The organism is Polaromonas hydrogenivorans, assembly GCF_040105105.1.
Lineage (GTDB): Bacteria > Pseudomonadota > Gammaproteobacteria > Burkholderiales > Burkholderiaceae_C > Polaromonas > Polaromonas hydrogenivorans.
In genome coordinates this window covers 82,140-105,742 of the sequence record NZ_CP157677.1, presented here as the reverse complement: position 1 = coordinate 105,742, position 23,603 = coordinate 82,140, and the positions used below count along the sequence as shown (strand labels likewise).

Below are 23,603 nucleotides of genomic sequence, written 5' to 3'. Positions count from 1 at the left end.
CGGGTGCGGGATCGGCATTCAATACACGGATGATCGCGCGTTTGGCGCGCGACTACCATCTCAAACCGCGATACGACCGATTGCGCGAGCGCGGAATGTTGACACTGCAGGAAATGGCCGACTCATTACACGTCACCACCCACACTGTCAAGATCTGGCTGCGGCGCGGCCTTTTGCGGGGCCACGCCTACAGCGACAAGAATGAGTCCTTGTATGAACCACCAGGCGACCTGGCTCCCCGCAAGAAGCCCGGAGCCAGGCTCTCGCAGCGGCGTCTCGAGGCAACGGTTCCACCTGAACGTACGGAAGGGGTGCAGTATGCGACGTAGTCCTTGTCATTGCTGACAGCCGGCCGGCTGCGCGTGTGGGCCACGCCCAGGCGCTGCATGGTGGCGAGCATGGTTTCGCCTTTCATGGGCGCGCCATTGTCCGAGTGCACCGTCAGCTGGCCAGGGCGAATGTTTTGCCGCGCGCAGATGTCTCGCAGCAACTGGCTGGCCAGCTCGGCACTCTCGCAATCGAACACTTGCCAGCCGACGATCTTGCGGCTGAACAGATCCTCAAACAGGTACAAGTAGAAGTGCTGGCCGCGCACCTGGGTGGGCAAATAGGTGATATCCCAGCAGAACACCTGATCGGGCCCGGTCGCGGCCAAGGCGCGCGGCTTGCTGCGCTTTTGCGCTGCGCGTTCCGAGCGCCGATGGGCCAGCTGGCCCTCCTGTCGCAGCAGGCGGTACATCGTGGACTCGGAGGCCACATAGACGCCGCGGTCCGCCAGGCGCGGCACGATCTGGCTGGGCGGCAAGTCCTTGAATGCTTCGCTGTTGAGCGTGGCCATCACGGCCTGGCGCTCTTCTTCGCGCAGCTTGTTGGGCGGGCAAACGTAGCGCCGCTTGCCCGAAGGGCGCTGGTCCCCCTCGGCAGCCTGCGTGCGCTGCCAGCGCTGCACGCTGCGGCACGACAGGCCGATCTGGCGGCAAGCCGGCTTCAAGCGCGCCCCGTCGGCGCAGGCTTTGCCGATCAGGCCGAGCAACTTTTGGCGCTGCTGGACGGACGTCATTTGTCCGCGCCCTCCAGCAGCGCCTGGAAGTTTTTTTGCAGCACCAGCAGTGCAGCCACCTCGGCCAGCGCTTTCTCCTTGCGCCTGAGCTCACGCTGGAGTTGCTCGTGCTGGCGCTGCAGCTCTCGAAAGGCGCTGCTCGCCTCGCGCGAGGCGGGTACGGCAGGCGTGCAAAACTCTTCGCGCCACTGCGTCAGCTGGTGCTCGAAGACGCCATGCTCGCGGCACCATCCCGCCAGGGCTGAGCCATTCAATGGGTAGCTTTCCTGCAAGGCCGTCAGGCGCTGTGCGGGTGACCAGGCCGCTGCAGGTCCGTCCAGCGCAGGGCTTGTCTCGCCGGGTGCCTGTTCGCCAGCCTTGGCTGAATCCAGCACCCATCTCTTGAGGGTGCCAGGAGACATGTTCAGCTCGCTGGCAATGCTCAGAATTGAACGCGTACCGCGATGCCGCGCTTTGAGAAGCGCCTGCTCCTTGAATTCGGGGGAGTGATGTGAATGAGGTTTTCTGTGCATGAAATGTCGCTCCGGTGCGGATAACCCGCGGAAAATCGGAGGCGACAACAATTCTGACACCGGGGGGTATTGCCTGGAGCCAGGTTGTGCATGGCCCGATGGCTGTCAAAATCCGTGCGCGCTCTTGACCAGCATGAGCACGTCCGAGACGCTGCGCCCGGGCTTATCAACCTCCAGACTCATGGCCATGGCCCGGCAAAACAGGTCCAGCACGTAGTAGACGGTAGCGGCGGGCACGGGCACCGGGTAGACGGCCGCATGCTCGCCCGTGACGAGCACCAGGCCGCCCGCCTGGCGGCGCAGCTCGACAAACTTGCTGCGGTCGGCGCCGTGGTTGCCGAAGCGCACCGAGGGCGTGAGGCCCATCAGGTGGCGATGACTGCGGGCATTTCCTCGGGCGTGAGCTGGATCACCAGCTTGCGCTGCCAGTCGTAGCCACCGCTAGTTGCCAGCGCATGGGCCGAATCGATGCTGACCACGTGCACGCCCATGAAGTCCCCGCCCCGGCGGTGGGCGGTGATCTCCAGCGTGTGCGCGGCCGACTTGCCGAACAGGCGCAGCCGGCTTTCCTTCATGGGGCGCTCGGCCTTGATCGCGTCAGAGGCGCCGGGGAACGCATCGGGCCGCTGGCGCTCAAGGCGGGTTGGCAGCACGGGCAGGGCCGCCAAGGGATAAGAGGCGGTCGAGGCCGGCACGTCCACCATGGGCTCCCCATTCCAGCCTGGCGCCTGGCCACCTGGCGGGCCATCATTCCGGTCATCGTCTGGCCAGGGGAAAACCGCCTCGGCCAGAGCAGCATCTTCCGGCCGCCAGGGCGCGGCCAGCGCCTGCGCTTGAGGTTGGCCCGGCTCCTCCGGCCCCGCGGCGGGCAGCCAGGCGCGCAGCGTGGTTACGTCTGCGGGGTTGCTTGCCAGCTGCGCGAGGCGCGGCTGCATGTCCCAGCCCTCTTGCTTGAGCGCCATGCCGCAGGCAAACAGGCCAGCACTGGTGAACGCCAAGCCATGGCTTTGGAGCTGACCCAGCAGGGCAGGGCGCGTGCAGGCTGCGGCCCAGCTGATCAAGCTCAGGTCGCCCGGCTTTTCCCGGCCCTGCGCGGCCAGGCTCAAGACGCTTTCGAGCATGCCGCGCTCCTGGTCACCCAGGTCCAGCAAGAGGCGCCTGCACTGGGCCGGATCGGGCGCGGGCGTGCCGCGCGAGGCGCACACCTGAAACCACAGGTGCTGTAGCCCCGCGCTATTGCCCCTTTGGTTTTGCGGTGGATGCATCATGGCGATTCAGAGCGGAAAAGGGCTGGCCAGGTGCGCGCCCAGACGGCTCATGACGCTGGCGTCCTTGAAGCCGCAACGGCGCTGGATCTCTTGCAAAGGCACGCCGGCATTGAACCACAGTGCGATGCAGGTGTTGCGCAGCGTGTTGGGCCCCATGTGGGCCAGAGCGCCCGGGTCGACGGTAGCGTGGGGCATTGGGGCAGCCAGCAAGCCCGCTTGGACCAGGCAGTGCGCCAGGTGCGCCTGGCAGATGTTGTACAGGCCGTTGGGCGCAATGGCCCGGCCAATGCGGTCGCCCACGATCAGGCGGCTGCCCGGGTGCAGGGCAGGAAGGCCCACCGGGCGCACCTCGAGCCAGGTGTGCAGCGCCCGGCTGGTCTCCGGATCGAGCTGCAAGGTGCGTTCATGTCCGCCTCTGGCCTTGCGCACGCGCAGGGTGTACAAAAGCGCCGGCCCGGCAGGCGACCCGGCCGGCTCCGGACAAGGCTGGGCGCAGTCCAGCGTCAAGCCGATGAGCTCGCGCACCGTGAGCGCGGCGCGCATCATCAGCAGCAGCGCCAGGCGGTTGCGCCGGGCCTTGAAGTCGTCGCCGCCGGGAAACCCTTCATACAGGCCTTCGTTGAGCGCCGTCCACATGGGAAGAGGCAGCGCCAGCGAGGGCACGCGCTCGGTGGCCGGCGGCTGGGCGCCCTCGGCCGGGTTGGCGGCGACGAGGTTGCCCGCCAGCGCATGCGCGTACAGGTCGCGCAGCACGCGCCAGTAGCGCCGCCGCGTGACGGGCGAGGTTTTCTTCAAGGAGGAGCGCGGGCCGATGCTCTCGCAGAACCGGGCGACATCAAGGCTGCGCGCCGCGTCCCAGGCAATGCTGTGCACCGTGCAAAACGCCAGCCAGTGGCGCCAGACCAGACCAGCCTGGGCCAGGCCGGCCGCGCCCATGGGTTTGAGGTCTGCTCTCGCCAGCCGGGCGGCCTGCCAGGACGCAAAGAACGCGTCGGGGTCCGAAGCGGTCACATCAAGCATCCGATGGCTCCTCGATAAAAATTGCATTTACAACAAACCCACCCACAAATCATACCCGCCCCATGCCAACCCTCTCTTGAAAAGCGAAGCCCGACTTTGGTTTTCCTCATTCCCCCTTCGCTCCTCCTCAAGGCGGGGGCGGGGAGGTCGGGCAGGGGGGAGATTAGTATTGGGTAGGGGTTTGTTGTAAATGCAATCCTGGCCACCACCTCATGGTTTCCCCCTCATCTTCATCTCTCGCCTCAAGCGGGAGCAGGGAGGTCGGGCAGAGCCAATACGGTGCAAAAACGGCGTGGTCAGCGCCCCATGTCCTTGGCGCTGACACCGGCAATACCCCAGTTCTCCTTGGGCACGTCCTGAATCCAGACGCGCACGTTGGCAATCGGAGCGCCAGTCGCCTCGACCAGCGCGGCACTCACTTTTTCAATCACTGCCCGCTTTTGCTCTTCGGTGCGGCCTTCCATCATGTAAATTTGCGCGAATGGCATGTGTGCTTTCCTGACGACTATTAGGGATTGATGAAGACGGCTTAGACGAAGCGGATGCTGGTGCTGCCCATCCCCTGCACGCGCAGCGTCACGTTGTCGCCAGCAGCCACCGACACCGCCTCCGTAATGCCGCCCGACAAGATCAAAGTACCGGCAGGGATGCACTCGCCGCGTTCGGCCAGGTGATTTGCCAGCATGGCAATGGCAGCGGCTGGATGGCCGAGCACCGCAGCGCCGGCACCAAAGGCCACCGGCACGCCGTTTTTTTCCAGCACGATGCCCACGGTGCCCAAATCCACGCCGCTCACATTCATGGGCTGGCCACCGACCACAAAGCGTGCGGCCGAGGTGTTGTCGGCCACCACGCTTTTCAAGTCGAACTTGAAGTCGCGGTAGCGGCTGTCGATGACCTCGATGCCGGGCATCACGAAATCGGTGGCCGCCAGCACCGCGCCGATATGACAGCCGGGACCGCGCAGCTCGGTCTTGGTGACGAAGGCGATTTCGGGCTCTACCTTGGGATGGATCAACTCACTCACCCTGCACTCGCCGCCATCGGGCACGGCGTAGTAGTCGGCCATAAAGCCGAACACCGGCGTCGTCACACCCATCTGCTTCATCTTGGCGTGCGAGGTCAGGCCCGCTTTGAGGCCGATGATGCGGCTGCCGCGCGCGACCTTGCGGCGACGGATTTCATCCTGGATGGCGTAGGCATCGTCCCAATCCATGCCGGGGTACTCTTCGGTGACCTTGGTCGTGTCATGCGCCTGCAGTTCGCAGTTTTCCAGGTGCTCGGCCAGTGCCTGAATGGTGTTGCTATCGAGTTTCATGCTGCTACCTTGCTTGAGTTTTTGCGTTCGCGTGCCATGGTCATGGCGGTGTCTTCGATCATGTCTTCCTGGCCGCCGACCATCCCACGCCGGCCCATCTCCACCAGAATGTCGCGCGCCGAGACGCCATACTTTTGCTCGGCCCGCTTGGCAAACAGCAAGAAGGACGAGTACACCCCGGCGTAGCCCAGCGTGAGCGAGTCGCGGTCGATGCGGATGACGTGGTCCATCATCGGCACCACCAGGTCTTCGGCCACGTCCTGGATCTTGAACACATCAACGCCGGTCTCGATGCCCATGCGCGCGCACACGGCCACAAACACTTCCATGGGCGTGTTGCCGGCACCGGCACCCAGCCCTGCGGCTGCGGCGTCAATGCGGTTGGCACCGGCCTCGATGGCGGCAATCGAATTGGCCACACCCATGGCCATGTTGTGATGGCCATGAAAGCCCAACTCTGTGCCCGGCTTCAGTGCGGCGCGCACCGCACCCAGGCGGGTGCGCACGTCGTCTGGCAGCATGTAGCCTGCGGAGTCGGTGACGTAAATGCAGTTGGCGCCATAACTCTCCATCAGCCGGGCCTGCGTGACCAGCTTTTCCGGGCTGGCCATGTGCGCCATCATCAAAAAGCCCACGGTGTCCATGTCCAGGGCACGCGCCTTGCTGATGTGCTGCTCCGACACATCGGCCTCGGTGCAATGCGTGGCCACGCGGATGGTGCCCACGCCCAGGTCTTTGGCCATCAGCAAATGATCCACCGTGCCGATGCCGGGCAGCAGCAGCGCAGAGACCTTGGCCTGCTTCATCAAGGGGATCACGGCACCCAGGTATTCCTCATCGGTATGCGCTGGAAAGCCGTAGTTCACCGATGAGCCGCCCAGGCCGTCGCCGTGGGTGACTTCGATCAGCGGAACGCCGGCCGCGTCCAGCCCGCAGGCGATGGTTTTCATCTGATCGAGCGTCATCAGGTGGCGCTTGGGGTGCATGCCGTCACGCAGGGTCATGTCGTGAACGGTAACTTTTTTGCCTTGCAAATTCATGATTTTCTCCAGGGGATCAGACGGTAGCGGCTTCAGGGGGGCTCAGGGTGAGCGTGCCGGCGAGGATTTCTTGGGCAAACATTTCTGCCGTGCGCGCAGCAGCGGCGGTCATGATGTCCAGGTTGCCGGCGTACTTGGGCAGGTAGTCGCCCAGGCCTTCCACCTCCAGAAACACCGAGACGCGTTTGCCGTCAAACACCGGACCGTTCACCAGCTTGTAGCCCGGCACGTATTTCTGCACCTCGGCAATCATCTTGTGGATGGATGCGGTAATGGCGGCCTGGTCCGGCTCGGTGTCCAGCAGGCAATGCACGGTGTCGCGCATCATCATGGCGGGCTCTGCCGGGTTGATGATGATGATGGCCTTGCCTTTTCTGGCACCGCCCACTTTTTCGACCGCGGCTGCAGTGGTGCGGGTGAACTCGTCAATGTTCTTGCGTGTGCCCGGGCCGACCGAGCGGCTGGACACGGTGGCCACGATTTCACCATAAGCAACGGGCTGCACGCGGCTGACCGCTGCCACCATCGGGATGGTGGCCTGGCCACCGCAGGTCACCATGTTGACGTTCATCTCGCCCTGGCCCAGGTGTTCCATCAGGTTCACCGGCGGCACGCAGAACGGGCCAATGGCCGCTGGCGTCAGGTCGATCATCATCACGCCCAGCGCGTTGAGCTTGCGCGAGTTTTCGGCATGCACGTAGGCGCTGGTGGCGTCAAAGGCAATTTGCACGCCGTCGGCCAGCACGTGGGGCAGCAGCCCATCCACACCTTCCGAAGTGGTCTTGATGCCCATTTCGCGGGCACGCTTGAGGCCGTCCGATTCGGGGTCGATGCCCACCATCCACACGGGTTCGAGTACCGGGCTGCGTAGCAGTTTGGCCAGCAGGTCGGTGCCGATGTTGCCAGGCCCTATCAGGGCACATTTGATTTTTTTCATGAAAGCTCCGTCAGTTGAAATTCAGATCAGGGTGCGCACCACGCCGCCTTCAACGCGCAGTGCTGCGCCGTTGGTGGCGGCCGCGCGCGGGCTGCAGACATAGGTGACCATGGCCGCGACTTCGGCCGGTTCGATAAAGCGTTGCAGCAGCGAGGTCGGGCGCGCGTATTTGAAAAAGTCACGCTCGGCCTCGGCCAGCGTCTGCCCCGCGTCACGCGCCAGCGTGGCAAAGAACGCCCCCACGCCTTCGGTGCGCGTGGGGCCGGGCAGCACGGCATTGACCGTGACGCCGGTGCCGACACAGGTTTCGGCCAGCCCGCGCGAGACTGACAGCTGGGCCGACTTCGTCATGCCGTACTGCACCATCTCGGCGGGTGGGCAGATGCCCGACTCGCTGGAGATAAAAACAATGCGGCCCCAGCCACGCGCCTTCATGCGCGGCAGGTGGTGGCGCGACAGGCGGACACCGCTGAGCACGTTGACTTCGAAAAAGCGCTGCCAGTCGTCATCGCCAATCTGCTCGAACGCCTTGGGCTCGAAGATGCCGAGGTTGTTGATCAGCAGGTCCACCTCGCATGCGGCGTCCAGCAAGCGCTGGCAACCGGCAGCGCAGGACAGATCGGCCTGCACGCCGTCAATCGTGGCGCCCGGGAGTTCGGCCTGAATGCGTGCCACCGCGCTGGCCAGCCGGGCCGGGTCGCGTCCGTTGATGAGGACATGTGCGCCCTCGGCCGCCAGTTCGCGCGCCGTGGCCCAGCCGATGCCGGACGTGGAGCCCGTGACCAGTGCCCGCTTGCCTGTGAGTTGAAGATCCATCTTTGTTCCTTGTCAAGTTTTGCTGCGCATGGCCGGGTACAGCCAGGGCTTGAGTAATTGCGTGAGTTGGGGCGCCACCGCCCAGGTCATGATGAGGACCACCAGCGCGGTCAGCAACATCACCCGGGGCAGCAAGGGCCACGGCGCCAGCAGTGCGCCGAGCAGCAAGAACAGCACATACACCGTGGGGCAAATGCCCAACCTGGTGACGACCGCGACTTTCCAGCGCGGCGGCGGATTCTGTTGGGGGCCAACCGGCGCGGCAAACCAGTGCCCCAGGCCGCTGACCGGACGCAGTGTCTGGCCCTCGATATGCTGCGCAATCGACGCCAGCCCGAGGGAGCGGGCAGGCGACTGTTGCCAGCCCTGCAGGTGGTGGGCGGTGTCAAACGCGAACACCACGTGGTACAGGCTGGGATCCTCGCTGCCACCCTCGGTATCCGGGCGCACCAGCTGCCCGCCCAGGTAACCCGGGAACGCACGGGCAGCAGCCGTCATGTCGCCCGACGCTTGCTCGAACGCCGTCTCGTGCCCGGCCTTGACGCGACGCGTGACCAGCACCGTGACGGCGCCAGTGGGGGTATCAAGTACCGTCGTGGACATGGCCGTTTCGCCTTAGTGAAAGCGCACCGAGCAACTGCCCATGCCGCCAATCGACACGCGGAAGTTGTCGCCCGCCTTGGCCGGTGACATGGCCGCCAGCGCGCCCGACAAAATGACCTCGCCCGCCTTCAGGCCAATGCCCAAACGCCCGAGCGTGTTGGCCAGCCAGGCGACGGCATTCACGGGCGAGCCCAGTGCGGCAGCGCCAGCGCCGGTGCCGATGATCTCACCGTTTTTCTCCAGCACCATGCCGCAGGTGGCCAGGTCGATGCGACGCGGGTCCACCGCGCAGTTGCCCAGCACGAACACGCCGCAGGAGGCGTTGTCGGCCACGGTGTCCTGGATCTTGATCTTCCAGTCGCGGATGCGCGAATCGACGATCTCGAAGCACGGCATCACGCATTCTGTGGCGGCCAGCACGTCGGCGTTGCTGATGCCGGGGCCCATCAGGTCTTTCTTCAGGATAAAGGCAATCTCGCCCTCGGCCTTGGGCTGGATCAGCGTGCTGGCGTCCACCGACTGGCCTTCGTTGTAGATCATGCCGTCGAGCAGGTAACCAAAGTCGGGCTGGTAGACGCCCAGCATGTTCATCACCGCGGCCGAGGTCACGCCGATTTTTTTGCCGACGATGCGCTCACCGACCTGCAGGCGGCGCGAGAGCATGCGCTGCTGGATGTGGTACGCGTGCTCGATGGTGATGTCGGGGTGGCGGTTGGTCAGCGGCTCGACCACGGTTTGCGTGCTCATGGCGTGGAACAACTCGTCGCCCAGGGTTTCGATCAGTTTGGCGTCCATAGGTCAATAAATCCTGTCAGTTGAATGAAGAAAATGGCAGTTTTTATACGTTTCAGGCCTCTAGCGCATGCCTGTTCTACGTAATAAGCTATTAAAAAAATAGCAATTCAGGCGGAACCTCAAGCCTCCAGCGCATCCGCCTCGGCCAGGAAATTCCCGACCAGTTGGGCAAAGCGTGCCGCGTGTTCGATTTGCGTCCAGTGGCCGCAGCGACCAAAGACATGCAATTGCGAACGGGAAATCCATTGCGCTAGGGTCAGGGAGTTCGACAGGGGCAGCACCTGATCCTCGCGGCCATGGACCACCAGTGTTTCGTGCGGCAGCGCGCGGATGTCTTCTTCCCGGCTGGCCAATGCCTCCACACCGTTTTGCCGTGGCGCCGGAAACATCGCCGAGAACGCTTCCTGAAAGCCGGGCTGGATGCTGGCCCTGTAACGCAGCTCGGCCAGTTCATCACTCATCAGCGTGCGGTCAAAGGCAAAGACATCGAGCAATTTGCGCATGTTCGCAATCGACGGCGTGTAGCCCCAGACGGCATCCAGACCGGGCGTGATCGGGAACGACACGCCCGCCGCACCCATCAGCACCAGGCGCCGGACCCGTGTCGGATGGCGAATCGCCAGGGCCAGCGCCAACGCGCCACCGAACGAGTTGCCAATGAGGTCGGCACGCTCAATCTTGAGCGCATCAAGCAGGCCGATCGCCTGCGCCACCCAGGAGTCCAGGCCATAACGGATACCCGCAGGCCGCTCGCTGAAGCCAAAACCCACCATGTCCGGCGCAATCACACGGCGCTGAGCGGCCAGCGCCGGAATGGTCAGGCGCCAGTTGGCCCAGGCGCTGACGCCCGGGCCGGAGCCATGGATCATCAACACCGGAAAACCGGAGCCGACATCGTGGTAGTTGGTATTGACGCCATTGGCAAGGATGGATTGGCCGATTTCAGGATTCTGAGTCATGGTTCTGTCTTTCAATACTTGATCATCACGTTGCGCAGTTCGGTGTAGAACTCGAGCGAATGCACGCCGCCTTCGCGCCCGATACCGGACTGCTTGGAGCCGCCGAACGGGGTGCGCAGGTCGCGCAGGAACCAGCTGTTGATCCAGCACAGGCCCACTTCGATCTGCGTGGCCAGGCGGCTGGCACGGCTGATGTCCTGGGTGTAGATGGAGGTGGCCAGGCCATACTGGGTGTCATTGGCCATGCGCACGGCTTCTTCTTCGGTGTCAAAGGGCTGGATATGGCAGCAGGGGCCGAAGATTTCTTCACGCACGACCGAGGCGGTTTCGGGCAGGCCGGTCCAGATGGTGGGCTGCACCCAACAGCCGTCCTTCAAGTCTTCGGGCATGTCGGGCACGCCGCCACCAAAGACAATGTTGGCACCTTCCGCTTTGGCTTTTGCGTAATAAGACAACACCTTTTTTTGGTGAATTTTGCTAACCAGCGGGCCAATTTTGGTGTCATGGTCAAACGGGCGTCCGGGTTTCATGCCCTCGGCCTTGACTTTCAGGGCGGCCACGAACTTGTCAAAAATAGGACGTTCCACATAAACACGCTCGGTGCCCAAGCAGACCTGGCCGGCGTTTTCAAAGACCGAGCGGGTAACGGTGTTGACGGCGTTTTGGAAGTCGCAGTCTGCAAACACCACCGCCGCGTTCTTGCCACCGAGTTCGAGCGATACCGGCCGGATGCCGTCGGCGCCGGCTTTCATGATGGCCGTGCCGGTTTTGGTTTCGCCGGTGAAGGTGATGCCGTTGACCCCTTGGTGGGCGGTCAGGAAGGAGCCAGCAGAGTTGACGCCAAAGCCGTTGACGACGTTGTAGACACCCGGGGGGACGCCGACCTTGTTCATGACTTCGCCCAACAAGGTGGCGGTGCTGGGAGTGGCTTCCGAGGGCTTGACCACCACGGTGTTGCCGCAGGCCATGGCCGGGCCGCATTTCCAGGTCATCAGCAGCAGCGGCAGGTTCCACGGGCAGATGATGGCAATGACGCCGCGCGGGGTGCGCACGCCGTAGCTTCGGGCGGTTTTGCCGTCCGGGGTGCGCATCTCGAAGGATTCGGTCGAGACGTTCTTGATGGTGTCGGTGAATATCTTGAAGTTGGCGGCGCCGCGCGGGATGTCGATGTGCGAGGCCAGGTGGGCGGGTTTGCCGGTGTCGGCGATTTCGGCTTGCAGGAAGTCATCAAATCGGTGGTTGATCTCGGCCACCAGGCCGTCGAGCATGGCGCAGCGCTCTACCACCGAGAGCTTGCCCCAGGGTCCGTGCAGGGCTGCGCGGGCGGCGGCCACTGCCGCGTCCACTTCGGGCTGTCCGGCTTCGTGGACCATCCCGATGAGACTGTTGTCGACCGGGTTGCGCTTTTCATAGGTCTTTCCGCTGACGTTGGTGACGTACTCGCCGTTGATGAAGTTTTGAATCTGTTTCATACTTTTTTCCTCGCTTGAAGTGCTGTTGGGTTTGTGCCGTACGTCCTCAGGCCGTTAATCCGATGGCGGCCAGTCCGGCGCGCGCGCAAGCTTCATCCTCCTGCTCGGAACCGCCGGAAACGCCAATGCCGCCAATGCGCTGCCCGTTCTCCATTACCGGCAAGCCGCCGCCAAAGGCGACAAAACGCGGTCGGCGCACGAGGCCTTCACGCACGGCGACAGAATGCTGCTGCAGTGCCTCGTTCCACTGGCTCGTCGCCAGGCCGAAGCTGACGGCGGTGTAGGCCTTGTCGATCGCAATCTCCACCGAATGCAGCGGCGCACCGGGCATGCGCAGGAAAGCCGCCAGCACGCCGGAAGCGTCCACCACCGCCACATTGACGCGCACGCCCATGGCCTGTGCGGCCTGCACCGCCTCGCCCACGGCCCGATGCGCCGCCTGTGCGTCAATGGTGTGCAGCACGACACTGGCTGCGGGTGTTGTCGCCTCCGGTGTCATGCTCAAAATGCCTTGACGAAGGTGAACCGCAGCAGGTTGCCACGGGGCTCTACCCCGGTACCGGCCTCGGATCGGTATTCCTTGTAGGCCGCTGCCTTTAGGAACACGCCAGCGCTTATGATGGGCATCACAACCTCGGCGCCAATGGCATGGCGCGACGACTTGTTGCTGGAGGCGCCCACGCCGCTGTCGTTGCTGACCTGCACCTGGTCGTAGCCCACCACGCCCACCTGCACCGGCCCCATCACCTTCGCAATGCCCCACTCCAGCGTGGCTTGGTTGCCCGGCTTGAAGCCGCCAGACTTTTTAGAGTTGGTCTCGAAACGCATCAGGGCGGAGCCGGAAATGGTCTTGCTGGCGTCGAAGTAGTAGGTGGCGCCAGCCGTCAGCATCGTCGACTTGAATCCTTTGCCGGGTGCCACGGGTGTTGAGTTTGATGCGCTGTCGAGCCAGAGGCCGGCAGAAGCCACCGCATCCCAGTTGGAACCGTGCCAGCCCAGAACCAGAGGGCCGAGGTAAACATCGCCGAGGCCCGTCCGGGTTTCCGAGATGGACGCCGCATTGATCGTCAAGGACGTGCCGATCACCGGAACAATCGCCTCCATGCCGAAATCTGCGCCCGCAAATTTGTGGTTTGAAATCCAGACGAACCGGTTGGCCAGCGCAACCACGGTGCCGCTGTTGTGGCCGGGCAAGTCGTTGCGGGTGCCCGGCGCCTTGAACTGGTCAATGTTGTAGTCCACCAGGTAACCGAGGTAGTAGGCCCCGGGGGGCGGCACGCTGGCGGCCTGAATGCCTTCGACCCCGGGCACGTAATGACCACCGGCGTGCGCACCCAGGCTGGCGGCCAGGGCCGCGGCAAAAATGATTTTTTTCATGACTTGTTATTAATTTCCAAATGGATGAAGCAAGACCTGAGGGCCTGCACCGCACCAACGCCGTCATGGGCGCGGGAAGCCCATGACGCAATCGCTCAGGTGTACACCTCGGTGAACGACGGCACCATCTCACCCGTGTGGTAAAAAATACCGCTACCCATGTGCTCTTCCGTCCAGGTGGTCACCGGCCGGTCGCGCTGAGCCAGGTAGCCCAGGCCCGCGAAGGTCTCGTTGCGGTTGCCACTGGGATCAAAGAAATAAATCGTCTCGCCGCGCGTGATGCCGTGGCGGGTGGGTGTCACATCGATCCGGGTCTTGGTCTTGGCCATCACGTCAGCCGACTTCAAGATGTCGTGCCACGAGTCCAGGAAGTACGCAATGTGGTGCAGTCCCATGCGCGGCCCGCCGACAAAGGCGATGTCGTGCGGCGTGGTGGTGCGTGCCAGCCAGGTGGCCGCCTGCATGTCGCCGTCAGGGCCGACCAAGACCTGCTCGGTCAGGAAGAAGTCGAGCACCTCCATCACGAATTTGGTGTTTTCGGCCACCTTGTTGATGCCGGTTTCGGGGTTGAGTTCGCACATTAGCAAGCAGTGGTCCAGCCAGTGCGCACCCGCTCCCGTGATGTTGTCGGGCCAGGGATCGGGATTGGTGGAGCCGACTTCGGTGCCGACGTATTCCTTCATCGCATAAAGCCGCATTTCGTGGCCGCTGGGCAGGTTGAACTGCAGCATGCGTCCGGTCGAGGGCAGCGTGCCTTCTGGCAGTGATGTGGTGGTGATGCCGTAGGCTTCGATCTTCTTTTGCAGATCGTCCAGGTTGGCATCGTTCTCGACCTTGTAGGCGACATGGTTCATGCCGGCCTGGTCGGACGGGCTCAGCATCAGGGAGTATTTGTCCCACTCGTCCCAGCACTTGAGGTACACGTTGCCGTGCTTATCCTCCATCGTTTTTTTCATGCCCAGCACCTTTTCATAGTGCTTGAGTGCGGCTGCCATGTCCATCACCCGCAGGTTGACGTGACCGATTCGTGAAATACCCATTGAAGTCTCCTCTTGGTTGGAATGATCAGGAATTTGCCTTGGTGGCAAACCCCTTGCGAAATGGCTTTTCAAACTTCCCTACCACCTCCAGCCGAACCGGGGTGAGGGGCGCTACACGGCAGGCCAGGGTGAATCCGTGTGCTTCCTCTGCGGCACTGACGTGCGCGCGGCTGATGGGGCCCAGCGCCTGGCATTGCCCCTCCAGAACGTGAACCTTGCAGACGCCACAACCGCCGTTGACGCAGCCCACCGGAATGCCCTTGCGACCCAGGCGCAACATGCCTTGCAGCAGGCTCTCGCTGGTGGCGCATGCATAGGTCTCGTCGGTTTGCATGACATGCACGCTGACCTTGGGACGGGTGTCGAAGAACATCGTGATACCCTTCAAACCCGCTTGAACAGGGGACTGCGCTGCTGATTGGTGTCGGCTGCCGAGAGGAACTTCTCGGTGTAAATGTCGCGCTCGTACAAGCGCCCCTGCATCAGGGTGGCGATGCAAGCCTCGATCATCACGGGCGGCCCGCACAGATAGGCCTGGTGGCCGGAAAAGGTTCCACCAAAGTGGGCCTTGGCCACGTCGTGCACAAAGCCGCGTGCGCCGGCCCAATCCGATCCTTCCGGTTCACCCGACAGCGTAGGCACATAGGTGAAGTGCGGGTACTGGGCGGCAAGCGCGCGAAACTCGTCGTCGTAATACAGCTCTTCACGCGTGCGTTGCCCGTACAGCAGAGTCATGGGGTGCAGGCTCTTGTCTTCCAGCAGGTCATGAAGCATGGCACGGGGACTCGACAAACCCGATCCGCCCGCCATGAAGATCGTCGGCACCTGGGTGGACTTGCGCACAAAAAAGCGGCCATAGGGTCCGGAGATCTGCAGCCGATTGCCCACGGCGAGGTTCTGATGCAGCCACGTGGTGGCCGCACCGCCAGCAACGATGCGAACGTTCAACTCGATCTCACCGCTGGCTTGCACTTGCACGGGTGCATTGGCAATGGAAAACGCCCGGCCGCCTTCGATGCCAGGAATCACCACCTGTACGTACTGGCCCGCCTGAAAATGCATCGGCTGGTCGAGCTTGAGAAAGATGCCCTTGATGGTGGGCGTCAGGTGCTCGATGCGCGACACCGTGGTGAGAAAGTCGCGCACCGGGATCATTTGCGCATCCGGATCCTCATCGATGTCAGCCTCGATAGTGCCATCGCTTTGCAGCGTGGCACAGCAGGCCAGCGTTTTGCCGGCATCACGCTCGAAGTCCATCAGGGCGAACGGATTGGCATGACCATGATCCACCTCACCGTCACACACCTGCACCTTGCAGGTGCCGCACAGGCCGTGTCCGCAGGCGTGCGGAATGTAGATACCTTGGCGCAGTGCTGCGTCCAGCAGTGTCTGGCCCTCTTCGACCTCGATGGTCGCGCCCAGTGGCTCAATGGTCAGTTGATAACTCATGGTCTGCTCATTCCCACTTAATTACACGATCCGTTGATGCCGCTCAGTCCAGGGGTGCGAAAGCGGATCACGTCCTTGTGCTTCAAACCGTTTTCGGCCAGCGACTTGGCCGGATCGGGTGTCCAGGGCTGGCCCGACTTCAGCCACTCGACCTTGTCCCAGTCGATCCGGGCAAAGTCCGGGTGGTAGCCATAGATGCCGGGCAGCACCGCCGTGCCCAGCGCGCCAAACGGTGTGTCGGGTGGCAGGGGCAACGCAACGGGTGAGCCAAACATCAGGTGATCGTCCCAGCCGATGAACAACAGCGGGGCGGGGAAGTTTTCCCGCACGTCCTTGGCGGGAAAGCTGTAGGGTTTGAGGGCGACGACGCTCATTTTTGTGCTCCTTCTGTGGAATCGCCGCGCCAGGCGGCAAAGTTCTTCTGGTCTTCCGAACCGTCAAAGTCGAAGTTGTCGCTGCCGACCTTCAGGTTGTAGTAATCCAGCACGGCCAGCAGCGGATCAAAGCCTTCCTGGGTGGGATCGGCATCGGGCTTGAAGCAGTTGCCCTGATAAACCTGCTGAGGCGGCAGCCAGGCCTGTACATACTTCTCGGGCTCGTTGTCAAAGATTTCCTTGCAGTGGTCGCTGCAGCAGTGGTACTTGTTGCCCAGGTAGTCGGACTCGCGGTAGGAGATCTTGGTGGCATCCCCCGGCTCGGTGAAGATCATGGGAATCTGGCAGGTCTGGCACAGCATGGGCAGGGTCTTCTGGTAGAAGCGGTTGCCCTTGTCGGCCTGCTCGCGCCAGTAGTCCCATCGCGGCTTGTAAACCTGGTCGAAGGTCTCGGGGTACTTCTCCGACAGCCAGGCCATTTCTTCCTCCTTCGGAATCCAGGTATGCAGGGCGGCTGCGGCGCTGTAGTTGTAAAACACGGCGAAGGTCTGGTGGCTGATGTGGTCCTTGCCTTCGCAAGCCTGTATCCAGCCCTTGGGCTTGCGGATGCCGTAGCGGGCCAGGTCCTTGAACAGGGCTTCGCCGTTGTCTTCCACGTACATTTCCCAGCTCTCGCGCCAGCTCATCACGCGCTTGGGCAGCATGTAGTCCTGCATCATGGCCACGATGCTCAGCAGGCGGTAGCCGCGCCAGAACCATTTGTCGATCCAGCCCTGCACGATGGGCACGTTGTCGGGGTCCTGCTCCAGCATGAACTTGATGCACTCGATGCCCAGCGTCATATGGCGCGACTCGTCGGACTGCGCGCTGAAGCCAAAGGTCACGGTGGACATGTCGCCGTTGTGCGCCGCGCCCGACATGAATGGCACGAACAACAGGTTGGTCAATACATATTCAAACGAGAAGCTCACTGCGGTGAGAAACTCGAACGGCCCCCCGGTATACGCATCTTCAAAGAACGATTTGGGTACCGACAGGTACCACACACGATCAAACATGTGTTGCGGGCTGTGCAGGCCGTTGAAGTATTTGTTGTAGTGGCTCAGCGCATGCGTTTCGGTCTGGTGGTGGCGCAACTCGTCAATCGACTGCATCTGGCAAGCCACGCGGGCACCGGCACCGGTAAACTGGCGACCGGCATGGGCGAAGCCGCGGTAGGCGTAATACTCCAGCGGCGTGACACCGGTCAGAAACAGCTTGAGCGCATTCACGTAGCGTGCATCGGTGATGCCCAGCTGGCCGTTGTTCTGGGCGAAGGCCTCGATCACCGCATACAGCTTTTTCTCTTTTTCGCCCTGGTACTTCCAGTAGGCGTCCATGGTCAGACGAAACGGGTCTTCCCATTTGTCCCAGTCGTGGATCTTGATGCCTTCGTATTTGTCATACGGGAAGACCTTGTCCATCGGCTGGTAGGTGGTGTCCCAGGCGAGGTCGCGCGTCATGGCGGCGTAGCGGTCCTTCAGACCGAGCTTTTTCTTGATGACAGGGGTGTCCATTTTTTGTGTCCTGGTGGGGTGGGGTTCAATGTGTCCAGCTCAGCGAGAACTGGTCGTCGTCTTCGTCGATGCGGCCCGAGAGCGTGACGAGATTGACTTGGATCTGCTGCAGGTTGAAGGAGCGGCCGATCAGCTCCTCAATGCTTGCGCGGCGAATCACCAGGCTGTCGGGCGCAACGATCTTGACCAGACCGGTGGGGTAGCTGGCTTGCGCATTGGCGTTGTCGGCCAGAATCGCCTCGATGATGGGACGCGAATCTTCGTTGTCCTGAAAGGCAATGAATACATTGGACATGGGTGTGTCTCCTTTGATTTTGTTGTGAGCGCTCAGGCGAGCGCGATGCCAACTTTTTTGCCGCGCAGGTCGAGGCTGGTGCGCGCCTCCTGCAGCGCCTGCGAACCCTGTTCGCCCAGTGCGAGTTCGGCCACCGGTGCGAGTGCGGTCTGCGCGCGATCGGCCCAGCGCTTGACCCAGCCTGCAATCAGTTGCTTGTTGTCCGAAGATTCGGCTGCGGCCACCTTGAGCACGGCGTCGATCCAGCGTGCGCTTTCGTTGTGCCACTCGGGTATGAAGGCGGTGAGCATGGCGACTGCCGTGCCGCCCTGCGGCACGATGTGGTCATCGACAAAGCTGCCAAAGATCAGCGGATAGAGCTGGCCATCCAGGGCGAAGTTCTGGGCAATGAACAGTTCAAACGGGTCCTGCAATACCAGTGTGTCCTCGACGTAATGGCGCAGCGGCTGCCAGCGTGCATCGGTCAGCCAGTCGTTCTTGCCAGCCTGCAGCACGCCGGGTTCATCCAGCGCCAGGCCCAGGCGGGTGATGAACTGCGCAGCGCCCAGCTGGTCCATGGCGTGAAACATGGCCGGTGCTGTGAACGGCGTGCCGTAGCCATAAGCGCCAATCGAGGCATTGTTCATGTTGCCGCCCCAGGCCACGTGGCGCAGCGGCATCAGCACTTCACAGGTCTTGGCGCGCACGGTATCTAGCATCTTGGCGACCAGGCCACGGGAATCCACAAATTCGTAGCTCGCCTCGATCGCATCTTGCTGGCGCGCCCGTGCCATGGTCCAGGTGCCGTAGTAATACTGGCGCGGGTCGCGCAGCGCGTTCCAGTCGGCCAGCTTGATGGCCGAGCGGGAGGCGTCAAAGATTTCATGCGCCGGATCCCAGGTCGGGCGGTAGTGGAAGTTGGCTGTCGGCTGTGTGCCCAAGGTGGCTTCCTGGTAGCGCGAGGCCGGCTTGTCATTGCCCACGTATTGCGCGGTATGCGTAAAAGTGTTGCGCAAGGGCTTGATTTCACGGGTATGGAGATCTACAGACATGGGAACTATCCTTTTTTGAAAAGAAACTGCGCGGGGATTCAATCGCTCAAAAGCTGCACCTGCTGCCGGACGCAGAAGTCGTCAAAGGCAGACTGGGGCAACATCAGGTCAACAAACAACTCGGGCCAACCAATGGCGAACTCGAAACACACCAGGCCGTCCGCTCTGATTTGTTTGACACGGACAAACCTGCGTGTGATTTCGCAAGTGAGCCCATCCGCGCCAGGAGACACAGGCTTATTCATGCGAGGCACCCTGAATGCCGTTTGACGGCGCGCAGGACCTTATGGTCGGGACTGTTGGTGAAGTGAAGTACATGGACATGAAGTGGCGGGTTTGACTGTTATGGACTTTGCAAGGACCTTGCCAAAAAGAGTCCAATCTCAAAATATCTCGATATTTCAAGGGGAAACCCTTAAAAAATCGGTTTGTTTTTTCAAAAATAAGGACAAAATTCGATGCGCACTAGGGCTTACCCTTGGACTTGCAGTCGATCAATTTCTTGGTAAATCGTCCATTTGATGCACTCCAGATGGTTAGAATTCACCAAATGGTCAAACCTCAGCCGAAAAACCAAACATCGGACACGACGTGGTGCTGATTTAAGAAATATCGAGAAAATGGCTTTTTGGCCTTACCGCGAGACGATCTGCATATGAGCCTCAAATACCCCCCGGACAGCGATTTGCGCCGCCTGCTGCGCTTTGAAACAGACAGTGGTGCGATCTGGCTGGGTGACCGCCGCATGGTGTTGATGCACACCAACGCGCTGGCCGCGCTGCGCCAGGACCTGGTGAGCTCGGTAGGCCCCGAGCATGCGCGGCGCATCCTCACGCGCATGGGTTACGCCTCGGGGCTGTCCGACGCCGAATACGCCAAAAAGACACGGCCTGGTGAGTCCATGCAGGACAGCTTTATGGTTGGCCCGCAGCTGCACATGCTCGAAGGGGCGGCGCGGGTCACGCCTGTCAAGCTCAGCTTCGACATCCAGGCGGGCCAGTTCTACGGCGACTTTCGCTGGGATCATTCCTGGGAGGCTTATGCGCACCGGCAGAAGTTTGGCCTGGTGGACGACCCGTCTTGCTGGACGCTGATGGGCTATGCGAGCGGCTACACCAGTGCCTTCATGGGCCGGCTGATTCTTTTCAAGGAGACACTGTGCGCTGCCTGTGGCGCCGACCATTGCCAGATCATCGGGCGCCCGATCGAGGAATGGCCTGACGGCGAAGCGCATCGGGTCTACTTCACAGATGACTCACTGGTGGAAAAGATGGAAGCCCTGCAATCCCAGGTGGATGCCCTGAAATCCCAGGTGGAGCCCGCCAGTCAGGGTGGCCAGCTGATTGGCAATTCCACCGCCTTTCGCAAGGCCTACTCGCTGATGCAAAAGGTGGCGCAAACCCAGGCCACCGTGTTGCTGACCGGTGAAACCGGCGTTGGCAAGGAGCGCTTTGCGCGTGCCCTGCACGAACTCTCCAGCCGCGCCAGCGGGCCTTTTGTGGCGGTCAATTGCGCCGCGCTGCCCGCCGAGCTGATCGAGGCCGAGCTGTTTGGCGTGGAAAAAGGCGCCTACACGGGCGCGCATGCGGCACGTGCGGGCCGCTTTGAGCGCGCTGATGGCGGCACCCTGCTGCTCGACGAGGTGGGTGAAATGCCGCTCGCGGCCCAGGCCAAACTGCTGCGCGTGTTGCAGGAGGGCGAGATCGAGCGCGTGGGCGGCGAAGCCACGCGCAAGGTCAACGTGCGCCTGGTGGCGGCCACCAATGTCGACCTGGAACAAGCCGTGCAGGCCGGGCGCTTCCGGCGCGACCTGATGTACCGCCTCAATGTATACCCCATCTGCATTCCGCCGCTGCGCGAGCGCAAGACCGACATCGAGCACTTGGCCCAAGGCATGCTCGCGCGCTTTTGCGCATTGCACAGCAAGCGCATCCTGGGCTTTGAAGAGAGGGCCCTGCAGGCGCTGCTGCAGCACGACTGGCCAGGCAATGTGCGCGAGCTGGAAAACCTGGTGGAGCGCGGCGTCATTCTGGCAAGCCAGTCCGGCAAGGTGGAAGTCGAGCACCTGTTTCCGAACCAGCCCGAGACCGCGCAGACCAGCCTGGACGCGCATGGCCATCTGGCCCGCTTGCCCACGGCGCAGGACGACGATCTGAGCGCGCGCATTCTGGACAGCGGCAGCTCACTGGAGGAGGTGGAGGCACGCGTGCTGGACCAGGCGGTGGTCCGCGCCCGTGGCAATCTGTCGGAGGCAGCGCGCATGCTGGGCCTGACCCGCCCGCAACTGGCCTACCGGCAAAAGCAGCGCCAGGACCGCAGCGGCGCGGCGCCGGCACCAGATCTCCACCGCGAAGGGGGAGCATTGTGATGCCATTCTTGAAGCCAGGCCTGGGTAGCGACCCTGACGCCGAGACGGCACCTCCCCGCACGCTGGTCGAGCGTGCCTACCTGAGTCTGCGCCATGACGTGGTGTGCGGCAAACTGGCCCCCGGCGAACGGCTGCGCGTGGAGCACCTGAAGGACCAATACGAGGTGGGTGCCGGCACCCTGCGCGAGGCCTTGTCGCTGCTGGTGTCCGACGCACTGGTCACCTCCGAAGGCCAGCGCGGTTTCCGGGTGGCACCGATCTCCATGGCGGACCTGGAAGACGTGACCAATACCCGCGTGATGCTGGAGACCGAGGCCTTGCGCCAGTCCATCCGCCACGGGGACGCCCAGTGGGAAGCCGCGCTTGTGCAAAGTTACGAACTGCTGGCTAAAACCGAAATTGATCTCGCTGAGTCCGGCTCAGGCCGCTGGGAGCGGCGTAACAAAGCCTTTCATGAGGCACTGATTGCAGGCTTCAATTCGACCTGGAGCAAGTACCTCCTTTCCATCCTGTACCGCCATGCTGAGCGCTACCGTAACATCAACTGGCGCCTGACCGCAGGCCACGCCAGCGGACGCAATGTGCTTCAGGAACACGAGGCCATTTACCGCGCTGCCATCGGCCGGCAAGAGGCACGCGCTGCATTGGCGCTGGAAGTGCACATCCGCTTGACGCATGACATCGTACGACTGCAAGCGAGTCAAGCCGAACTGAAGTAGCCGCAGGGGGTTGTCGCGTTGATCCGATGAACGTGATCTCAACGAGGACGAATACTGCGGCCCATACGCTGTGTGTCCTGCTCAATCGTCAACTCGGCCGGTCTTGCCTGCACCTTGATGGATTGGTTTCACCTTGAAAGTCAGACCATGGAGCAAACGCCGGTGAACACCGATTTTCCTTGCTTTCAAATGATGGACCCGACCGTAAGTGCCGGGTATTTTTGTTAGGTGGCAAATTCTGGCAAGAACGCTACTTTGCGGCCCAAGGCCATATGCCGGTGCGTCACGCCATTGCGGCTTGTTTAATGAGCATCCCCATGATTGCGCTCAACGTCCCATCTAAGGAAGACCACTTCGCTTGGCCTCAAGGATGGCTTGCAATGCCAGTGCCTACGCTTCCAGCGAACTCGCACGCTTGTCCAGGACAATTGACAGCAATCCGGCATCGGCCGCCGCTTCCTTGGGGTCACGGTCGAGTGCTTCAGCAAGGCGTGCTTGAACCAGTCGCTCAGCTTGGAGCTTGAAATCAATGCGCGTATTTCATCATCGCTGGGCATGGGGCGCTTTCCTGTCGTATCGGGCACTGCTGCCACTTGTTTAAACGTGAATTCTGGATAAGCGGCACATCCGTACGGCGTGCAAGCAGGAGGTGGCTGACTGCAAAATCGGCGCACCCGATGCATATGAAGGTGCCCCATCATGGACAAGACCACAGAACTGTTTTGCCTCATCGACGACTTCTGCCATCAATTCGAGCCGCTGCTGGGTATGCGGCTGGTCATCACATATTGAATCAGTAGCGTAGCCAGGCGACGATGGTGTCCACCAAGAACTCAAGTGGACACCTCATGGAACACTCCAAAACGCTTGCCCGACGGCCTCACAGCGAGGCGTTCAGGACGCAAGTTTTGAGCGAATGCAGCCAGCCAGGCGCTTCCGTCGCAGCGATCGCACTGGCCCATGGGCTCAACGCCAATCTCGTGCATAAATGGCGCCGCAAGGCCCGCCAGGCGCCGGCGGACGGCAGGCCCGAATGTGCCGGCTTCGTTGCACTGGCCTTGCCCTGTGCACAGCAGGCCGCATCCGCGCTGCCGGACATTCATATGGAACTGCGCCGAGGCGCCGCCACTATTGAAGTGCGCTGGCCCGTTGCTGCCGCGGCAGAGTGCGCGGCCTGGCTACGCGAGTGGCTGCGATGATCCGCATCGACGCGCTATGGCTGGCAACGGCTCCCATCGACATGCGCATGGGAACGGAGCGCTTGCTGGCCCGGGTGGTGCAGGTGTTCGGGGTTGCCCAGGCCCACCATGGATACCTGTTTGCCAACGCCCGTGGCAACCGCATCAAACTATTGCTGCACGATGGCTTCGGCCTGTGGTGTGCGGCGCGCCGGCTCAATCAGGGTGGTTTTGAATGGCCACGCGGTGGTGCCGATATGGCGACATCCATCACATTGACCAAGCCGCAATTCGATGCGCTGGTGCTCGGCCTTCCCTGGAGTCGGCTGGAACAAATGCAGACCATTACGCACTTGTGACGACTGTGGCGCAGCCGGTGTCGCAGGGCAATTGGCAGATGCCCTAGTTCCAATCGC

The 23,603-nt window shown here is 62.2% G+C and carries 28 protein-coding genes; 4 read left to right on the top strand and 24 right to left on the bottom strand.

Annotated elements, in window-relative coordinates; translation table 11 throughout:
• Positions 1-187 precede the first annotated feature (187 nt).
• From ABLV49_RS23195 to ABLV49_RS23080, 24 genes are all read right to left on the bottom strand, one after another.
• Positions 188-1,060: a DDE-type integrase/transposase/recombinase gene (locus ABLV49_RS23195; RefSeq protein ID WP_349282480.1), complete on the bottom strand. Its 873-nt coding sequence runs from the start codon at positions 1,058-1,060 to the stop codon at positions 188-190.
• On the bottom strand, positions 1,057-1,572 hold the full coding sequence (locus tag ABLV49_RS23190) for a transposase (RefSeq protein ID WP_349282479.1): 516 nt from the start codon (positions 1,570-1,572) through the stop codon (positions 1,057-1,059). The genes ABLV49_RS23195 and ABLV49_RS23190 overlap by 4 nt, the downstream gene beginning before the upstream one ends.
• 105 nt (positions 1,573-1,677) lie before the next feature.
• Entirely contained in the window at positions 1,678-1,938 is a 261-nt protein-coding gene (locus tag ABLV49_RS23185; protein ID WP_349282477.1) for a hypothetical protein, read from the bottom strand.
• Complete coding sequence (locus ABLV49_RS23180) at positions 1,938-2,840, bottom strand: hypothetical protein (protein ID WP_349282755.1); 903 nt, start codon at positions 2,838-2,840, stop codon at positions 1,938-1,940. Before ABLV49_RS23180 ends, ABLV49_RS23185 begins: the two co-directional genes overlap by 1 nt.
• Before the next feature lie 6 nt (positions 2,841-2,846).
• The gene (locus ABLV49_RS23175) at positions 2,847-3,860 is read right to left on the bottom strand and encodes a tyrosine-type recombinase/integrase (protein ID WP_349282753.1); all 1,014 of its coding nucleotides are present in this window, start codon (positions 3,858-3,860) and stop codon (positions 2,847-2,849) included.
• A gap of 296 nt (positions 3,861-4,156) precedes the next feature.
• Entirely contained in the window at positions 4,157-4,369 is a 213-nt protein-coding gene (locus ABLV49_RS23170; protein WP_349282766.1) for a 2-hydroxymuconate tautomerase, read from the bottom strand.
• A gap of 20 nt (positions 4,370-4,389) precedes the next feature.
• Positions 4,390-5,178, bottom strand: coding sequence for a 2-oxo-3-hexenedioate decarboxylase (gene dmpH, locus ABLV49_RS23165; protein WP_349282750.1), 789 nt, complete (start codon positions 5,176-5,178; stop codon positions 4,390-4,392).
• Complete coding sequence (gene dmpG / locus ABLV49_RS23160) at positions 5,175-6,218, bottom strand: 4-hydroxy-2-oxovalerate aldolase (protein ID WP_349282749.1); 1,044 nt, start codon at positions 6,216-6,218, stop codon at positions 5,175-5,177. Before dmpG ends, dmpH begins: the two co-directional genes overlap by 4 nt.
• A 16-nt stretch (positions 6,219-6,234) precedes the next feature.
• Positions 6,235-7,155 carry an acetaldehyde dehydrogenase (acetylating) gene (locus tag ABLV49_RS23155; protein WP_349282747.1) on the bottom strand — a complete coding sequence of 307 codons (921 nt, stop codon included), beginning with the start codon at positions 7,153-7,155 and terminating at the stop codon, positions 6,235-6,237.
• A gap of 21 nt (positions 7,156-7,176) precedes the next feature.
• Positions 7,177-7,971 carry an SDR family NAD(P)-dependent oxidoreductase gene (locus ABLV49_RS23150; RefSeq protein ID WP_349282745.1) on the bottom strand — a complete coding sequence of 265 codons (795 nt, stop codon included), beginning with the start codon at positions 7,969-7,971 and terminating at the stop codon, positions 7,177-7,179.
• A gap of 12 nt (positions 7,972-7,983) precedes the next feature.
• On the bottom strand, positions 7,984-8,574 hold the full coding sequence (locus ABLV49_RS23145; RefSeq protein WP_349282743.1) for an antibiotic biosynthesis monooxygenase: 591 nt from the start codon (positions 8,572-8,574) through the stop codon (positions 7,984-7,986).
• 12 nt (positions 8,575-8,586) lie between these two features.
• Positions 8,587-9,369 carry a 2-oxopent-4-enoate hydratase gene (dmpE, locus tag ABLV49_RS23140; RefSeq protein ID WP_349282741.1) on the bottom strand — a complete coding sequence of 261 codons (783 nt, stop codon included), beginning with the start codon at positions 9,367-9,369 and terminating at the stop codon, positions 8,587-8,589.
• Positions 9,370-9,488: 119 nt separating this feature from the next.
• The gene (locus ABLV49_RS23135; protein ID WP_349282739.1) at positions 9,489-10,328 is read right to left on the bottom strand and encodes an alpha/beta fold hydrolase; all 840 of its coding nucleotides are present in this window, start codon (positions 10,326-10,328) and stop codon (positions 9,489-9,491) included.
• An 11-nt stretch (positions 10,329-10,339) separates the two neighbouring features.
• Positions 10,340-11,800, bottom strand: a complete 1,461-nt coding sequence (locus ABLV49_RS23130) for a 2-hydroxymuconic semialdehyde dehydrogenase (protein WP_349282737.1) — start codon at positions 11,798-11,800, stop codon at positions 10,340-10,342.
• A 46-nt stretch (positions 11,801-11,846) separates the two neighbouring features.
• The gene (locus ABLV49_RS23125) at positions 11,847-12,299 is read right to left on the bottom strand and encodes a GlcG/HbpS family heme-binding protein (protein WP_349282735.1); all 453 of its coding nucleotides are present in this window, start codon (positions 12,297-12,299) and stop codon (positions 11,847-11,849) included.
• Positions 12,300-12,301: 2 nt separating this feature from the next.
• The gene (locus ABLV49_RS23120; RefSeq protein ID WP_349282733.1) at positions 12,302-13,177 is read right to left on the bottom strand and encodes a SphA family protein; all 876 of its coding nucleotides are present in this window, start codon (positions 13,175-13,177) and stop codon (positions 12,302-12,304) included.
• Between the two features lie 95 nt (positions 13,178-13,272).
• On the bottom strand, positions 13,273-14,217 hold the full coding sequence (locus ABLV49_RS23115) for a catechol 2,3-dioxygenase (protein ID WP_349282731.1): 945 nt from the start codon (positions 14,215-14,217) through the stop codon (positions 13,273-13,275).
• Between the two features lie 25 nt (positions 14,218-14,242).
• Entirely contained in the window at positions 14,243-14,590 is a 348-nt protein-coding gene (locus ABLV49_RS23110; protein WP_349282729.1) for a 2Fe-2S iron-sulfur cluster binding domain-containing protein, read from the bottom strand.
• 11 nt (positions 14,591-14,601) lie between these two features.
• Positions 14,602-15,666 carry an NADH:ubiquinone reductase (Na(+)-transporting) subunit F gene (locus ABLV49_RS23105; RefSeq protein WP_349282727.1) on the bottom strand — a complete coding sequence of 355 codons (1,065 nt, stop codon included), beginning with the start codon at positions 15,664-15,666 and terminating at the stop codon, positions 14,602-14,604.
• Between the two features lie 17 nt (positions 15,667-15,683).
• Complete coding sequence (locus ABLV49_RS23100; RefSeq protein ID WP_349282726.1) at positions 15,684-16,040, bottom strand: phenol hydroxylase subunit P4; 357 nt, start codon at positions 16,038-16,040, stop codon at positions 15,684-15,686.
• A complete protein-coding gene (locus tag ABLV49_RS23095; RefSeq protein ID WP_349282724.1) occupies positions 16,037-17,596 on the bottom strand; it encodes an aromatic/alkene/methane monooxygenase hydroxylase/oxygenase subunit alpha in 1,560 nt (519 codons plus the stop codon). Before ABLV49_RS23095 ends, ABLV49_RS23100 begins: the two co-directional genes overlap by 4 nt.
• Positions 17,597-17,621: 25 nt before the next feature.
• A complete protein-coding gene (locus ABLV49_RS23090) occupies positions 17,622-17,891 on the bottom strand; it encodes an MmoB/DmpM family protein (protein ID WP_349282722.1) in 270 nt (89 codons plus the stop codon).
• A gap of 32 nt (positions 17,892-17,923) precedes the next feature.
• Positions 17,924-18,922: a phenol hydroxylase gene (locus ABLV49_RS23085; protein WP_349282720.1), complete on the bottom strand. Its 999-nt coding sequence runs from the start codon at positions 18,920-18,922 to the stop codon at positions 17,924-17,926.
• A 38-nt stretch (positions 18,923-18,960) separates the two neighbouring features.
• Positions 18,961-19,167: a phenol hydroxylase subunit gene (locus ABLV49_RS23080; RefSeq protein ID WP_349282719.1), complete on the bottom strand. Its 207-nt coding sequence runs from the start codon at positions 19,165-19,167 to the stop codon at positions 18,961-18,963.
• Positions 19,168-19,577: 410 nt separating this feature from the next.
• Between ABLV49_RS23080 and ABLV49_RS23075 the strand changes: the two genes are divergently transcribed.
• From ABLV49_RS23075 to tnpB, 4 genes are all read left to right on the top strand, one after another.
• Positions 19,578-21,290 (top strand): sigma-54-dependent Fis family transcriptional regulator, encoded by a 1,713-nt coding sequence (locus tag ABLV49_RS23075; protein WP_349282717.1) that lies wholly within the window; start codon positions 19,578-19,580, stop codon positions 21,288-21,290.
• Positions 21,290-22,009, top strand: a complete 720-nt coding sequence (locus ABLV49_RS23070) for a GntR family transcriptional regulator (RefSeq protein WP_349282715.1) — start codon at positions 21,290-21,292, stop codon at positions 22,007-22,009. Before ABLV49_RS23075 ends, ABLV49_RS23070 begins: the two co-directional genes overlap by 1 nt.
• A gap of 848 nt (positions 22,010-22,857) precedes the next feature.
• Positions 22,858-23,208 (top strand): IS66-like element accessory protein TnpA, encoded by a 351-nt coding sequence (gene tnpA, locus ABLV49_RS23065; RefSeq protein WP_349282713.1) that lies wholly within the window; start codon positions 22,858-22,860, stop codon positions 23,206-23,208.
• Positions 23,205-23,546 carry an IS66 family insertion sequence element accessory protein TnpB gene (gene tnpB / locus ABLV49_RS23060; protein WP_011798487.1) on the top strand — a complete coding sequence of 114 codons (342 nt, stop codon included), beginning with the start codon at positions 23,205-23,207 and terminating at the stop codon, positions 23,544-23,546. Before tnpA ends, tnpB begins: the two co-directional genes overlap by 4 nt.
• The last annotated feature ends 57 nt before the right edge of the window (positions 23,547-23,603 follow it).